The sequence below is a fragment of the Pelomonas aquatica genome, from assembly GCF_026712205.1.
GTDB lineage: Bacteria > Pseudomonadota > Gammaproteobacteria > Burkholderiales > Burkholderiaceae_C > Pelomonas > Pelomonas aquatica.
This window is the reverse complement of the sequence record NZ_JAPPUW010000040.1, coordinates 1-13,911: the sequence shown is the minus strand read 5'-3', so window position 1 is coordinate 13,911 and position 13,911 is coordinate 1. Positions and strand designations below refer to the sequence as shown.

Here is a 13,911-nt window from a genome sequence, read left to right as displayed (position 1 = left end):
TGGTCTCGCTGGTGGATACCCACCAGCAACTCCAGCGTTTTACTTGAACCGCCGGATGCGGACCCGCACGTCCGGTGGTGTGAGAGGGCTGAGGGGGCGACCCCTCACCCTACTCGATTCACACGGCATGCGTCTCGCGGTGCGAACCGCTCGGCGCTGACGCGCCGGGGCCTGCGGCCCCATGCCGTGAAGCCGAAGGAGCCCTTCGGGCTCACGCTGCAGACAATTCTTCGACGAGCGGCCCTGCCCATAATGCCGCCATGCTCTGGGTCAAAGCCTTCCACATCGTCTTCGTCGCCGCCTGGTTCGCGGGGCTGTTCTACCTGCCGCGCATCTTCGTGAACCTGGCCATGGTGCCGGCCGACAGCCATGCCGAGCGCGAACGCCTGCTGTTGATGGCGCACAAGCTGCACCGCTTCAGCGGCCTCCTGATGGGCGTGGCCCTGCTGCTGGGCCTGTGGCTGTGGCTGGGCTTCGGTGCGACGCGCTTCTCGGGCAGCCACTGGCTGCACGCCAAGCTGCTGCTGGTCGGCGGCGTCGTCGGCTACCACCACATGAACCGCCGCCTGCTGCGCGGTTTCGAGGCGCTGTCCAACCGCCGCAGCCACCGCTGGTTCCGCGTCTACAACGAGGCCGCCGTGCTGCTGTTCGCCGCCATCGTCGTGCTGGTGACGGTCAAGCCCTTCTGACGAAATGATGAAACCCCCACGCGTGCGATGCACGCTGCCCCCCGAGGGGGCTTCAGCGTCCTTGGGGCGGCCCGGCGGGCGCTGAGCCATGCGCCGCCGTCAAAGCTCCGCGACCTGGCTGCTGCTGGCCCATATCGGGCTCATCATCTACGCCAGCCTCTACCCCTTCTGGCCCTGGCGCTGGCCGCCGGGCATGGGCCTGCCCTGGCTGTTCGGGCTGTCCTGGCCGACCCGCTTCTGGGCCTTCGACGTCGAGGCCAACCTGCTCGGCTACATCCCGCTGGGCCTGCTCGGCTTCGCGGCGGCGATACGTTCGGGCTGGGGCCTGCGCGCCGCGCTGCTGCTGGGCCTGCTGCCCGGGCCGCTGCTGTCCTTCCTGATGGAGACGCTGCAGTTCTTCCTGCCCGGGCGCGTGCCCTCGCTGTCGGACCTGAGCTTCAATTCCCTCGGCAGCACGCTGGGTGCGTTGCTGGGCCTGGTGCTTCACGGCCTGGGCGGCCTGCAGCGCTGGCAGGACGTGCGCGACCACTGGTTCGGCGCCAGCAGCGCACCCGCCCTCGCCCTGCTCGCGCTGTGGCCGCTGGCCCTGCTCTACCCGACACCGCTGCCCTTCGGCCTGGGCCAGTGGCTGCCCTGGTGGCGCGAGACCCTGCTGGACGCCCTCGCCGGCACGCCCTGGGCGCTGCAATGGGGCGACGCCGTCACCGTCGAGCACGAACTGCCGCCGGGCCTGGAGGCGCTGGCGATCGCGCTGGGCCTGCTCGCGCCGGTGCTGCTGATGATCAGCGTCGCCCGCCCCGGCCTGCGCCGCATCGCGCTGGCGGCCGGGGCCGTGGGGCTGGGCCTGCTGGGCACGACCACGTCGACGGCCATGGCCTTCGGCCCCGACCATGCCTGGGCCTGGCTCAGCGAGGCCACGCGGCCCGGCCTCGGCCTGGGCCTGGGCCTGGCTCTGCTGGCCTGCCTGCTGCCCTCGCGGGTCGCGGCGGCGCTGGGTCTGTTCGCGATCTGCGCGCTGATCGGCCTCATCAGCATCGCGCCCGGCGACCCCTATCTGGCCTTGAACCTGCAGGCCTGGGAGCATGGCCGCTTCATCCATTTCTACGGCCTGACGCGCTGGGTGGCCTGGACATGGCCCTTCATCGCCGCGGCCTGGCTGGCGGCCCGCCTGGTCCAGAAACCCCGCTGAGGGAGAATCGCGGGCGATGAGCTACTACCAGCGTCACCTCTTCGTCTGCCTGAACCAGCGCGCCAACGGCGAGGCCTGCTGCGCCGACCACGACGCGCAGGCCGCCTTCGACCATTGCAAGTCCCGCGTGAAGCAGCTTGGCCTTGCGGCTAAGGGCGGCGTGCGCGTCAACAAGGCCGGCTGCCTGGACCGCTGCGCCGGCGGGCCGGTGGCCGTCGTCTACCCCGAGGCGGTCTGGTATTCCTGGGTCGACCAGGGCGACCTCGACGAGATCGTCGAGAGCCATCTGCGCGACGGCCAGGTCGTCGAGCGCCTCGTGCTGCCGGATTCCGTCGGCCGATGAACTCGCAGACCGAAAAGCGCCTCGTCCCCGGCCCGGCCGGGCAGGTCGAGGTGGCCATCGACCTTCCGGCCGGTGGCGCGGTGCCGGCCGGCACCGCGCTGATCTGCCATCCCAACCCCACCCAGGGCGGCACGATGGACAACAAGGTCGTGCAGACGCTGGCGCGCGCCTTCATCCAGCTCGGCTGGCGCGCCGTGCGCTTCAACTTCCGCGGCATCGGCAAGTCCGAGGGCGGCTGGGACGAGGGCCGCGGCGAGATCGACGACGCGCAGGCCGTGCTCGACGCGGTGCGCAATCCTGGCGAGGCCCTGGTGCTGGCCGGCTTCTCCTTCGGCGGCTACGTCGCCTCGCGCGCCGCCCAGCGGCTGGTCGAGGCCGGCGAGCCCGCGCGCCGCCTCGTGCTCGTCGGCCCCGCCACGAGCCGCTTCGACACCGCCCCCGTGCCGGCCGACACCGTGGTCATCCACGGCGAGGTCGACGACGTCGTGCCGCTCGCGTCCGTGCTCGACTGGGCCCGGCCGCAGAGCCTGCCCGTCACCGTCGTGCCCGGCGTGGGCCATTTCTTCCACGGGCAGCTGCCGCTGCTCAAGTCCCTGGTGGTGCGCGCCTTCGATCCGGCGCGCGCCTGAATTGATCCGATGAAACGACTGCTTCTCCCCCTCTTCACCGCCTTTGCCGTCGCTGCCCAGGCCCAGGCGCCCCAGCCCCCCGAGATCGCCGCACGCAACTTCGTGCTGATCGACCTGACCACGCACAAGACCCTGGCCGAGCGCGAGGCCGACGTGCCCCAGGACCCGGCGTCGCTCACCAAGCTCATGACGGCCTATGTCGTCTTCGGCGCGCTGCGCGACAGGAAGCTGACGCTGGAGCAGACCCTGCCCGTGTCCAGGCGTGCCTGGGACGAGCGCAAGGGCGACCCCTCGCTGATGTTCATCGACACGACGATGACGCCCAAGGTCGACGAGCTGCTGCGCGGCCTCATCATCCAGAGCGGCAACGACGCCGCCGTGGCCCTGGCCGAGGGCGTGGCCGGCACGGTCGAGAACTTCGTGCAGCTGATGAACCGCCAGGCCCAGGCCTGGGGCCTGAAGCACACCGAGTTCAGGAACGTGACCGGCATGACCGAGCCCGGCCACAAGAGCAGCGCGCGCGACCTGGCCGTCACGGCCGCCCACATCATCACGGACTTCCCCGACTACTACGGCTACTACTCGCAGCGCGACTACACCTTCAACAAGATCCGCCAGGACAACCGCAACCTGCTGCTGCGCCGCGACCCGACCGTGGACGGCATGAAGACCGGCTACACCGACGCCGCCGGCTATTGCCTGGTCGCCAGCGCCAACCGCGACTTCCCGAACGGCAAGCGCCGCCTGCTGTCCGTCGTCATGGGCACGGCCTCCAAGGAAGCGCGCGCCAGCGAGAGCCAGAAGCTGCTGAACTGGGGCTACACGGCCTTCGACGCGGTCAAGATCTTCGACGCCGGCAAGGCCATCGCCAACGTGCCGGTCTGGAAGGGCACGGCCAAGGAGGCCCAGCTCGGCGCGGCCGACGCCGTCTACGTCGCGGTGCCGCACGGCGATGCCGGCAAGCTGCAGACCCAGGTCGAGCGCACCGACCCGCTGGTGGCGCCGCTGAACAAGGGCCAGCGCGTCGGCACGCTGCGCGTCGCCACCACCGCCGGCACGCCGGTGGCCGAGGTGCCGCTGATCGTGCAGGAGGCCGTGCCCGGCGCCGGCCTGCTCGGCCGCGCCTGGGACTCGCTGCGCCTGTGGATCAAGTAAGCCACCCGGAGGGTGCCATGAACCTGCCTCCCGAGATCCCGCCCGAACAGTCGCTGATCGAGTACCCCTCGCAGTTCCCGATCAAGGTCATGGGCGCCCATGTCGACGGCTTCGTCGAGGCCATCGCGGCCGTCGCGCTGCAGTTCGACCCCGGCTTCGACGCGGCCACCATCGAGCAGCGCCCCAGCAAGGGCGGCAACTACCTGGGCCTGACGATCACCATCACGGCCACCAGCCGCGAGCAGCTCGACGAGATCTACCGCACGCTGACGACCCACCCGATGGTCAAGGTCGTGCTCTGACCGGCGCCTGATCGATCAGCTCGACGCATCGGCGTCCTGCATCGCCTTGAGCTTGGCCTTGGCCGCGTCGTCGCCGTTCTTCGCGGCCACGTCGTACCAGTAGCGCGCCAGCCGCGCGTCGGCCTCGACGCCCAGGCCGGTCTCGAACATCGACGCGACGATGTATTGCGCGCCGACATCGCCCGCCTTGGCGGCTTCGAGGTACCAGCGCTGGGCCTGGGCCATGTCCTGCGGGCGGCCGCGACCGAGGTAGTAGCAGGTGGCGATGGCCAGGGCGCCGTCGCCGTTGCCGTGTTCTGCGGCGCGCTCGAACCAGCCGCAGGCGGCCACCTTGTCCAGCCGGCCGTGGCGGCCCTGCTCGATCATTTCGCCGAGGGCGTTCTCGGCCAGCGCATGCCGTTGCCTGGCGGCGCGCTGCAGCCAGCGCCAGGCCCTGGCGTCGCTGGCGTCCGGCAACTCGCGGCGCAGGTTCATCATCGCCAGATTGAACTGGCCCAGCGCCTCGCCGCGCCGGGCGGATTCGGCAAAGCCCCGCGCCGCGGCCCTCAGGTCGCCCGCGTCGTAGGCGGCCAGCGCGTCGGTCAACGGGGCCGCCTGCGCGAGCGGGGCGACGAGCAGCAGGGCAGCGGCGATCAGTGGCGTCTTCATCGGATGGAGTCGGCCCGGCGGGGCCAAGGCTTACACGGCCTGCCTATGATGCCCACATGATCGTCAAGACATTGGGGCGGGTGGATTACCTGCCCACGCTGGAGGCCATGCGCGCCTTCACGGCCGCACGCGACGCGGCCACGCCGGACGAGCTCTGGCTGTGCGAGCACCCGCCCACCTTCACGCAGGGCCTGGCCGGCAAGCCCGAGCATCTGCTGCTGCCGGGCGACATCCCCGTCGTGCCCACGGAGCGCGGCGGCCAGGTGACCTATCACGGCCCCGGCCAGGTCACCGCCTACCCGCTGGTGGACCTGCGGCGCCTCTCCATCTTCGTCAAGGAATATGTCTTCCGGCTGGAGACGGCGCTGATCCAGACGCTGGACAGCTATGGCGTGACCGGCCTGCGCGTGGCCGGCGCGCCGGGCATCTACGTCCGCCCGGCCGACCCCGGCGCCCACGCGGCGCCGAGCGGCCCGGCCGACCCGAGCCATGCCTTCAGGGGCCTGGCCAAGATCGCCGCTTTAGGCATCAAGGTCAGCCGCCACTGCAGCTACCACGGCCTCGCGCTCAACGTCGCGATGGACCTCGAACCCTTTCTGCGCATCAACCCTTGCGGTTACGAAGGCCTCGAAACCACATCCCTCGATAAAATCGGGGTTTTCACCGACTGGCCGACCGCGGCCGGCCGGCTCGCCGAGCGACTCTCGGCCCAGCTGACCCCCTGACCATGAGCGACACGACCTACGATCCCAGCGTCAAGCAAAAAGCCGAGGCCAAGACTTCGCGCATCCCGATCAAGATCGTGCCGGCCGAGGTGCTGAAGAAGCCCGACTGGATCCGCGTCAAGGCCGGTTCGCCGACGACCCGCTTCTACGAGATCAAGCAGATCTTGCGCGAGCACAAGCTGCACACCGTCTGCGAGGAAGCCAGCTGCCCCAATATCGGCGAATGCTTCGGCAAGGGCACGGCCACCTTCATGATCATGGGCGACAAGTGCACGCGCCGCTGCCCCTTCTGCGACGTCGGCCACGGCCGGCCCGATCCGCTGGACGTGAACGAGCCGCTGAACCTCGCCAAGACCATCGCCGCGCTGAAGCTCAAGTACGTCGTCATCACGAGCGTGGACCGCGACGACCTGAAGGACGGCGGTGCCGGCCACTTCGCCGAGTGCATCACCAAGGTCCGCGAGCTCAGCCCCGCGACGCAGATCGAGGTGCTGGTGCCCGACTTCCGCGGCCGCGCCGACCGCGCGCTGGACATCCTGAAGGCCGCGCCGCCGGACGTGATGAACCACAACCTCGAGACCGCGCCGCGCCTCTACAAGGAAGCGCGTCCCGGCTCCGACTACGAGTTCAGCCTGAACCTGCTGAAGCGCTTCAAGGAAGAAGTGCCTGGCGTGCCGACCAAGAGCGGCATCATGGTCGGCCTGGGCGAGACGGACGAGGAGATCCTGCAGGTCATGCGCGACATGCGCGCGCACGACATCGACATGCTGACCATCGGCCAGTACCTCGCGCCCTCCGGCCACCACCTGCCGGTGCGCCGCTATGTGCATCCCGACACCTTCAAGATGTTCGAGACCGAGGCCTACAAGATGGGCTTCACGCACGCGGCCGTCGGCGCGATGGTGCGCTCCAGCTACCACGCGGACCAGCAGGCCCATGCGGCGCTGAACAACGGCGGCTGACCCGCCGCCGGCTTCAGGCTTCCGCGAGCAGTTGCTCGATGAGGCCGTGCAGCGCGGCGAAATCGGGTTCGCCGACGAAGCGCTTGACGATCTCGCCGCGCTTGTTGATGAGGAAGGTCGTCGGCGTCATCTGCACCTGGCCGAAGGCGCTGGCGACGCTGCCGGTGTTGTCGATGGCCACGCCGAAGGGCAGCCCGCGCGTCTCGGCGTACTTGGCGACGAAGGCCGGCGGGTCGTAGCTCATGGCCACGGCCAGCGTGTCGAAGCCGCGGCCCTTGAACTTGTCGAAGGTGGCGATGACCTGGGGCATCTCCTTCACGCAGGTCGCGCAGCTGGTGGCCCAGAAGTTCACCAGCATGACCTTGCCGCGCCAGTCCTGCGAGCTGGCCTTCTGGCCGTTCAGCAGCACGTAGTCGACGGCCGGGGCCTGCTCGCGGGCGCAGCCGCCCAGCAGAGTGGCAGCGGCGAGCGCGAGGGCGGCGAGGGCGCGGCGGTTCAGCATGGCCGCGATTCTAGGAAATCTCTCAAGTCCTCTTCGCGAGCTCGAACATCAGCAGCGAAGGCAGGGCGTCGGGCAGGTGGCGGCGCGAGATGCGGGCCACGCCGTCACGGGTGGCCGTGGAGAGCTGGGTGCGGTGCTCGCCGTCGAACATCTCGACGAAGCTGAAGTCCGGCGCGTCACGCGTGACCGCGGCGATCAGCTGCAGCAGGGCCTCGTTCATCAGCGCCGCGTCGAAGAGCAGCGCATGCGGCAGGCCTTCGCGGCAGAACTGCTCGGCCTCGGCCACGCTGCCCACCACGTCCACCAGCATGCCCATGTGGCGCACGGCGGCCTGGGCCTCGGTGCGCAGCTCGCGGTTGGCCGACAGGATGAGCAACTGGCAGCCGGCCAGCGGGCGCGAGTTGCCGCCCATGCGCTCGGCCTCGGCCTCCAGCCGGGCGTGCGTGCTGTCGGGCGGCGGCGCCTCGTCGGGGGCGAGCTGGTTGAACTCCAGCGTCAGCAGCGTGATGCCCGAGTCCTGCTCGCGCAGCGGCAGCACGCCCAGCGTGATGGCGGTCTGTTCCAGCAGGCGCCAGGCCAGCGAGTCCAGGCCGGGCGACTCGCCCTGCGGCTCGGCGTCGTCACCCAGCAGATCCAGCGAGCGGTGGGCGAAGCGGCAGCTCAGCCGCGCCTTCACGGGCCAGGGTGTCAGGTCCAGGCGCAGATCGACCGAGGAGTGGGTGTTGGCCAGGGCCCAGTCCATCAGCGCGTTCAGCAGCGCGAACAGCAGCGCGCCGTCGGCCCAGATCTCGACGGGCTTGAGCGACTGGCGCACCTGCACGCCGCGCGCCTGGGTCTCGCGGCTGCGCTGGGCCAGCACGCTGCGCAGCATCTGCGTGAGGTGCTGGCGCTCGCGGTTCAGGCGCAGCCGGCCGGAGGCCAGCCGGGCCAGCTGCTGGCCCAGCATGCCGGCGGTGCGGGCGTCGTCCACGCTGCGGCGCAGCAGGCGCAGGCCGCGACGGTCGATCTGGCCGGTGGTGGCGAGGTTCTGGATCTGCTCCAGCGCGGCGCTCAGCGGGCCGGCGATCTCGGCGCCCAGTTGCTGGACGATGTCGGCCCACTGCACCGGCGTTGGCTCGGGCATGACATCGTTGGCGGCGCTGACTGGCGCGGAAGAAGGCGGTGTGGACATGACCCGGGAGTGGCGAATCCGCGGCGGATGGTTCTAGGTGGTGGGCCCGCCGCGGTGTGAATCCACATGCTGAGGACAGGCCGGCCCCGCCTCCATCCCCTGGGTGGGTGGAAACCCTTGGTTCAGGGGTGGGTAAGCACTCACGCGATCACGCCGGCAGCGCGCCAGTCCGTGATTTCCTTCACGTCGAAGCCGGCTTCGCGCAGCAGTTCGTCGCTGTGCTGGCCGAGCAGCGGTGGCGCATGCAGGTAGCGCACCGGCGTGGCCGACAGCTTCATCGGGCTGGCGATCAGGCGCAGCACCGGTGCCAGCGGGTGGGGCATGTCGACGACGCTGCCGCGGGCCTGGGCCTGCGGGTCGGCCAGGGCCTCGCCGATGGCGTTGATCGAGCCGCAGGGCACCTTGGCGGCTTCCAGCGCGGCCAGCCAGTCGGCGCGCGGGCGCTGGCGGATGGCGTCTTCCAGCAGTGGCACGAGGGTGGCGCGATGGCGCACGCGCTCGGCATTGGTCGCGAAGCGCGGGTCGGCGGCCCAGTCCGGCCTGCCGGCGATGTCGCAGAACTTGGCGAACTGGCGGTCGTTGCCGACGGCCAGGATCAGGTGGCCGTCGCGGGCCTCGAAGACCTGGTAGGGCACGATGTTCTGGTGGGCATTGCCCATGCGGCCTGGCGCCTTGCCGCTGCACAGATAGTTGCTGCCCAGGTTGGCCAGCATCGCGAGCTGGGTGTCGAACAGCGCCATGTCGATGACCTGGCCCTGGCCGGTGGCGTCGCGGTGGCGCAGTGCGGCGAGGATGGCCACGGTGGCATACATGCCGGTGAAGAGGTCGGCCACGGCCACGCCCACCTTCTGAGGCCCGCCGCCGGGCAGGTCGTCGCGCTCGCCGGTCACGCTCATCAGCCCGCCCATGCCCTGCACGGCGTAGTCGTAGCCGGCGCGTTCGGCATAGGGGCCGGTCTGGCCGAAGCCGGTGATGGAGCAGATGACGAGGCCGGGGTGCTCGGCCAGCAGGCTTTGCGCGTCCAGCCCGTAGCGGGCCAGGTCGCCGACCTTGAAGTTCTCGACCAGCACGTCGACCTGGCCGGCGAGCCGGCGCACGATGGCCTGGCCCTCGGGCTTGGACAGGTCCACGGCCAGCGAGCGCTTGTTGCGGTTGGCACCGAGGAAATAGGCGGCTTCGGTGGTGTCCCGGCCGTCGGCGTCCTGCAGATAGGGCGGGCCCCAGGCGCGGGTGTCGTCGCCCGTGCCGGGCCTTTCGATCTTGATGACGTCGGCACCCAGGTCGGCCAGCGTCTGGGTGCACCAGGGGCCGGCCAGCACGCGGGACAGGTCCAGCACGCGCACGCCGGACAGGGCCTGGGGGGCTTGGGTCGGAGGCTTCTGTTGCATCGCGGGATTGTCGTGGGGCCGCTGCCGATAATTCGGCCATGCGCCTCTGCCCAACCGCCGGATTTGCCCTAATGCTGACCCTGCTGGCGGCCTGCCAGCCGGCGCTGAACTGGCGCGAGGTGCGCCCGCCGCAGTCGGAGGCGGCGGCCCTGTTCCCCTGCAAGCCCGAGATCGAGCAGCGGCCGGCGCAGCCCGGCCGGCAGGGCGCCATGGGTCTGGCCCGCTGCGAGGCGGCGGGGCGGCGCTTCGCGCTGTCCTGGGCCGAGCTGCCGGACCCGGCGCAGGCGGCGGCCGCGCTGGCCGCCATGCCGCAGGCCCTCGCAGCCAAGCTCGGCCAGCCGCTGCCGCAGGGGCAGGTGCTGCAGGTGCCGGGCATGACGCCGCTGCCGGAGGCCTTCCAGCATCGCCTGGCCGGCCCCGGCGGCGTCACGCGGGTGGCCGTGTTCGCGCGTGGCGGCCGGGTCTACCAGGCGCTGATGACGGCGGACGCGGACGACCCGGCGGCCTGGGACAGCTTCGTCGGCAGCCTGCGCGTCGGCGCCGCCGCCGAGGCGGCCCGCTAACATCGCGCCCTATGCCCAACCTGCTGGTGATCGCCCACGCCCCGCTCGCTTCGGCGCTGCGGCAGGTGGCCGAGCACACCTTTCCCGACTGCGCGCCGACGCTGGCCGTGCTGGACGTGAGCCCCGGCATGTGCGCCGAGGACGTCGAGACGGCCGCCCGCGCGCTGATGGCCGAGGCCGGCCAGCCCGAGTGGCTGGTGCTGACCGACGTGTTCGGGGCCACCCCCTGCAACGGCGCCCAGCGCCTGGCGGGGGAGCGGGTGCAGGTGCTCAGCGGTGTCAGCGTGCCCATGCTGTGGCGCACGCTCTGCTACGCCAGCCAGAAGCCCTTGACCGAGCTGGCCCGGCGCGCCGTGCAGGGTGCGGTCAGCGGCATCGTCGCCACGCCTTCCTTGCCCCCCGACGAATGATCAAGTCCACCCTCACCATCAGCAACAAGCTGGGTCTCCACGCACGCGCCTCCGCCAAGCTGACCAAGCTGGCGGGCGGCTTCAGGTGCGAGGTCTATATGAGCCGCAACGGCCGGCGCGTGAACGCCAAGAGCATCATGGGCGTCATGATGCTGGCCGCGGGCCTGGGGGCGACGGTGGAACTGGAGACCGAGGGCGAGGACGAGCAGGCCGCCCAGGACCAGATCGCCGCCCTCGTCAACGACAAGTTCGGCGAAGGTCAGTGATCAGCCAGCGATGCGGCGAAAGCGCGCCGGCAGGTCGGCCGTGCGCAGCAGCAGCGGCAGGTCGGCGGTGTTGAAGTCCGGGTCCCAGGCCGGCTCGCCCATCAGCTTGGCGCCGCAGCGCAGATAGCCGCGGATCAGCGCCGGCGGCTCGACGTTGAGGTTCTGGCGGAGGTGGTCGATGGGCAGCGGCAGGCGCGGGCGCACCTGGCAGTCGATGGGCGCCAGATGCGTCGCGGCGATCTGCTTCCACAGGCTGGCCGCGAAGTGGCCGCCGTCGCGCATGCTGACGCTGGCGCAGCCGATGACCGTGTCCAGCCCGTTGCGGGCCATGAATTCGGCCAGCGCACCCCACAGCGCGATGATGGCGCCGCCGCTGCGGTGGTCGGCATGCACGCAGGAGCGGCCGATCTCGGCCACGCGGGGGCGCAGCGCGCGCAGCCGGGTCAGGTCGAACTCGGTGTCGCTGTATAGGCCGCCGGCGCGCTTGGCCGCCGCGGGCGTCAGCACGCGGTAGGTGCCGACGACGGGACCGGGCTCGCCGTCCTCGCCGGGCGTGCGCACGAGGAGGTGCTCGCAATAGGCGTCGAAGAGGTCGATGTCCAGGCCGGCCGGCGCGCCCTTCGGCGGCGTCAGGCGCGCACCCATCTCGACGGCGAAGACCTGGTGGCGCAGCGCCTGGGCCTCGCGGACCTCGGCCTCGCTGCGGGCCCAGCTCACGCTGAGCGCGGCGGGTATGGCGCGCGCGGGGCGCTGGATGAGGGAGGGCGCATGCGGCAGTGCATGCGTGACGATGTCTTGACTGCTGTTCATGCCCGGCATGCTGGGCGGGCGGTTTGACGCAGCGGTGAAGCCTCTATGAAAAAACCATGACGCGCGGGGTGCGCGCGACAGGCTACATTGGCCCATCGGTCTGCGGGGTGAGCTGATGAGCTTCCAGGTGTTCGGTATTGCGGTTTCACGCGGCGTGGCCATCGGCCGGGCCGTGCTGGTGGCGTCCAGCCGGGTCGACGTGGCCCATTACTTCGTCGCCACGGACCAGTTGCACGCCGAATTCGACCGCCTGCTGCGTGCGCGCGACGCGGTTGCGCAGGAGCTCGAGACGCTGAAGGCCGAACTGCCCGAAGACGCGCCCCACGAGCTGGCCGCGCTGCTGGACGTGCATCTGATGCTGCTGCACGACGAGGCCTTCACCGGCGGCGCCGGGCAGTGGATCTTCGAGCGCCACTACAACGCCGAATGGGCGCTGTCCGCCCAGCTCGAAGTGCTGGCGCGCCAGTTCGACGAGATGGAGGACGACTACCTGCGCGAGCGCAAAGCCGACCTGGAGCAGGTCGTCGAGCGCGTGCTGGGCGCGCTGGCCCATGCCCAGGGCGACGCGCCGGCCACCGTCGCGGCGCGCGACTTCGCCGGCGAGGATCCGTTGCTGCTCGTCGCCGCCGACATCGCGCCGGCCGACATGATCCAGTTCAAGCGCAGCGTGTTCCGCGGCTTCATCACCGACATCGGCGGCAAGACCTCGCACACGGCCATCGTCGCCCGCAGCCTGGACATCCCCGCCGTCGTCGGCACGCGCGAGGCCTCGCGCCTCATCATGCAAGACGACTGGGTCATCATCGACGGTGACGCCGGCACGGTCATCGTCAACCCTTCGCCCATCGTGCTGGAAGAATACCGTTTCCGCCAGCGCCAGAGCGAACTGGAGCGTGCGCGCCTGGCGCGGCTGCGGCACACGCCGGCCGTCACGCTGGATGGCGAGCACATCGAGCTGCACGCCAACATCGAGATGCCGGCCGACGCCGAGGCCGCCGTCGCCGCGGGTGCGACCGGCGTCGGCCTGTTCCGCAGCGAATTCCTGTTCATGAACCGCGAGGGCGAACTGCCCAGCGAGGACGAGCAGTTCGCCGCCTACAAGGCCGCCGTCGAGGCCATGAAGGGCATGCCGGTCACGATACGCACCGTCGACGTCGGTGCCGACAAGCCGCTGGACCGGCTCACCGCCAACGAGCTGCGCCACGAGCATGTGCTGAACCCGGCCATGGGCCTGCGCGCCATCCGCTGGAGCCTGGCCGAGCCCAGCATGTTCCGTCAGCAGCTGCGCGCGATCTACCGCGCCAGTGCCTTCGGCAAGGTCAGGCTGCTGATCCCGATGGTGGCCCACCTGAGCGAGGTCAGGCAGATTCTGGAGACCGTCAGGAAGGTGCAGCAGCAGCTCACCGATGCCGGCCATGCCTACACGCGGGTCGAGCTCGGCGTGATGATCGAAATCCCCGCCGCGGCCGTCATGCTGCCGCTGCTGCTGCGGCATGTGGACTTCGTCTCCATCGGCACGAACGACCTGATCCAGTACACGCTGGCCATCGACCGTGCCGACGAGGCCGTCGCCCATCTCTACGACCCCTGGCACCCGGCGGTGCTGCAGCTGATCCACCAGTCCATCGCTCAGGCGCGTGCAGCGGGCAAGGGTGTCAGCGTCTGCGGCGAGATGGCGGGCGACCCGGACTTCACCGAGCTGCTGCTCGCCATGGGGCTGCGCAGCTTCTCCATGCATCCCTCGCAGATTCCCGCCGTGAAGCAGCGCGTGCTGCGCGCCGACAGCCAACGGCTGGCGATGGCGCTGACCCGCGTACTGGACAGCGAGGATCCGCGCGGGACGGCCGACAAGGAGCTGGCATCTGTGAGAGCGGGCGCGCCAGTCCATTGAGGAAGGGCGGCTGCCGTTTCGGAGTGGTCGAAAGACTGGTCCCGTAGACAGATGAGCAAACAGGCCGATGAGCAGGCTGAAGTCTCACGGCCGGTTCGCCACTGATGGCGGCGCACCGGCCTCAGACCGCTTCTCTCGAAGAGTTTGAATCTCTTGCCCGGCCTGAAATTCCTGTGCTACAGTAGAAGGCTTCGCTGATCACAACGCAGCGCTTGCCGGGAACGGCAGTTAGCGGCGGTGAGGTTGGCGGGGCGAGCCGAAAGGTTCG

At 70.4% G+C, this 13,911-nt stretch carries 17 protein-coding genes; 12 read left to right on the top strand and 5 right to left on the bottom strand.

The genetic code is table 11. The annotated features are described in order from the left end of the window. The first annotated feature begins 260 nt into the window (after window positions 1-260). From NYP07_RS23545 to NYP07_RS23520, 6 genes are all read left to right on the top strand, one after another. Window positions 261-689: a CopD family protein gene (locus NYP07_RS23545; protein WP_268154590.1), complete on the top strand. Its 429-nt coding sequence runs from the start codon at window positions 261-263 to the stop codon at window positions 687-689. An 88-nt stretch (window positions 690-777) separates the two neighbouring features. After that, complete coding sequence (locus NYP07_RS23540) at window positions 778-1,878, top strand: VanZ family protein (RefSeq protein ID WP_268154588.1); 1,101 nt, start codon at window positions 778-780, stop codon at window positions 1,876-1,878. A 16-nt stretch (window positions 1,879-1,894) separates the two neighbouring features. Continuing rightward, window positions 1,895-2,221: a (2Fe-2S) ferredoxin domain-containing protein gene (locus tag NYP07_RS23535; RefSeq protein ID WP_268154586.1), complete on the top strand. Its 327-nt coding sequence runs from the start codon at window positions 1,895-1,897 to the stop codon at window positions 2,219-2,221. Then, a complete protein-coding gene (locus NYP07_RS23530; protein WP_268154584.1) occupies window positions 2,218-2,850 on the top strand; it encodes an alpha/beta hydrolase in 633 nt (210 codons plus the stop codon). The genes NYP07_RS23535 and NYP07_RS23530 overlap by 4 nt, the downstream gene beginning before the upstream one ends. A gap of 9 nt (window positions 2,851-2,859) precedes the next feature. Continuing rightward, window positions 2,860-4,005, top strand: coding sequence for a D-alanyl-D-alanine carboxypeptidase family protein (locus NYP07_RS23525; RefSeq protein WP_268154582.1), 1,146 nt, complete (start codon window positions 2,860-2,862; stop codon window positions 4,003-4,005). 17 nt (window positions 4,006-4,022) lie between these two features. After that, on the top strand, window positions 4,023-4,307 hold the full coding sequence (locus tag NYP07_RS23520; protein WP_268154580.1) for a DUF493 family protein: 285 nt from the start codon (window positions 4,023-4,025) through the stop codon (window positions 4,305-4,307). A gap of 15 nt (window positions 4,308-4,322) precedes the next feature. Here the strand turns inward: NYP07_RS23520 and NYP07_RS23515 are convergent, their stop codons facing one another. Continuing rightward, a complete protein-coding gene (locus tag NYP07_RS23515; RefSeq protein ID WP_268154578.1) occupies window positions 4,323-4,955 on the bottom strand; it encodes a tetratricopeptide repeat protein in 633 nt (210 codons plus the stop codon). 56 nt (window positions 4,956-5,011) lie between these two features. On the opposite strand from NYP07_RS23515, the gene lipB reads away from it, so the two are divergent. Beyond that, window positions 5,012-5,680: a lipoyl(octanoyl) transferase LipB gene (gene lipB, locus NYP07_RS23510; protein WP_268154576.1), complete on the top strand. Its 669-nt coding sequence runs from the start codon at window positions 5,012-5,014 to the stop codon at window positions 5,678-5,680. Between the two features lie 2 nt (window positions 5,681-5,682). Further along, window positions 5,683-6,642 (top strand): lipoyl synthase, encoded by a 960-nt coding sequence (gene lipA / locus NYP07_RS23505; protein WP_268154574.1) that lies wholly within the window; start codon window positions 5,683-5,685, stop codon window positions 6,640-6,642. A gap of 13 nt (window positions 6,643-6,655) precedes the next feature. Here lipA and NYP07_RS23500 read toward each other — a convergent pair whose 3' ends face one another. The 3 genes from NYP07_RS23500 to NYP07_RS23490 all read right to left on the bottom strand — a co-directional run bounded on the left by NYP07_RS23500 (window position 6,656) and on the right by NYP07_RS23490 (window position 9,703). Further along, window positions 6,656-7,144, bottom strand: coding sequence for a TlpA family protein disulfide reductase (locus NYP07_RS23500; protein ID WP_268154572.1), 489 nt, complete (start codon window positions 7,142-7,144; stop codon window positions 6,656-6,658). Window positions 7,145-7,166: 22 nt separating this feature from the next. Further along, a complete protein-coding gene (locus tag NYP07_RS23495) occupies window positions 7,167-8,267 on the bottom strand; it encodes a hypothetical protein (protein ID WP_268154570.1) in 1,101 nt (366 codons plus the stop codon). Window positions 8,268-8,455: 188 nt separating this feature from the next. Further along, a complete protein-coding gene (locus NYP07_RS23490) occupies window positions 8,456-9,703 on the bottom strand; it encodes a CaiB/BaiF CoA transferase family protein (protein ID WP_268154568.1) in 1,248 nt (415 codons plus the stop codon). Window positions 9,704-9,774: 71 nt separating this feature from the next. Here NYP07_RS23490 and NYP07_RS23485 point away from each other — a divergent pair, with 71 nt between their 5' ends. The 3 genes from NYP07_RS23485 to NYP07_RS23475 are packed head-to-tail and all read left to right on the top strand — an operon-like array spanning window position 9,775 to window position 10,942. After that, window positions 9,775-10,266, top strand: coding sequence for a hypothetical protein (locus tag NYP07_RS23485; RefSeq protein ID WP_268154565.1), 492 nt, complete (start codon window positions 9,775-9,777; stop codon window positions 10,264-10,266). An 11-nt stretch (window positions 10,267-10,277) separates the two neighbouring features. Then, complete coding sequence (locus NYP07_RS23480; protein WP_268154563.1) at window positions 10,278-10,676, top strand: PTS sugar transporter subunit IIA; 399 nt, start codon at window positions 10,278-10,280, stop codon at window positions 10,674-10,676. Beyond that, entirely contained in the window at window positions 10,673-10,942 is a 270-nt protein-coding gene (locus NYP07_RS23475) for an HPr family phosphocarrier protein (RefSeq protein ID WP_268154561.1), read from the top strand. Before NYP07_RS23480 ends, NYP07_RS23475 begins: the two co-directional genes overlap by 4 nt. Here NYP07_RS23475 and NYP07_RS23470 read toward each other — a convergent pair whose 3' ends face one another. Next, complete coding sequence (locus NYP07_RS23470; RefSeq protein ID WP_268154559.1) at window positions 10,943-11,752, bottom strand: GNAT family N-acetyltransferase; 810 nt, start codon at window positions 11,750-11,752, stop codon at window positions 10,943-10,945. It abuts the gene before it with no gap. Window positions 11,753-11,867: 115 nt separating this feature from the next. Between NYP07_RS23470 and ptsP the strand changes: the two genes are divergently transcribed. Then, on the top strand, window positions 11,868-13,643 hold the full coding sequence (gene ptsP, locus NYP07_RS23465; RefSeq protein ID WP_268154557.1) for a phosphoenolpyruvate--protein phosphotransferase: 1,776 nt from the start codon (window positions 11,868-11,870) through the stop codon (window positions 13,641-13,643). The last annotated feature ends 268 nt before the right edge of the window (window positions 13,644-13,911 follow it).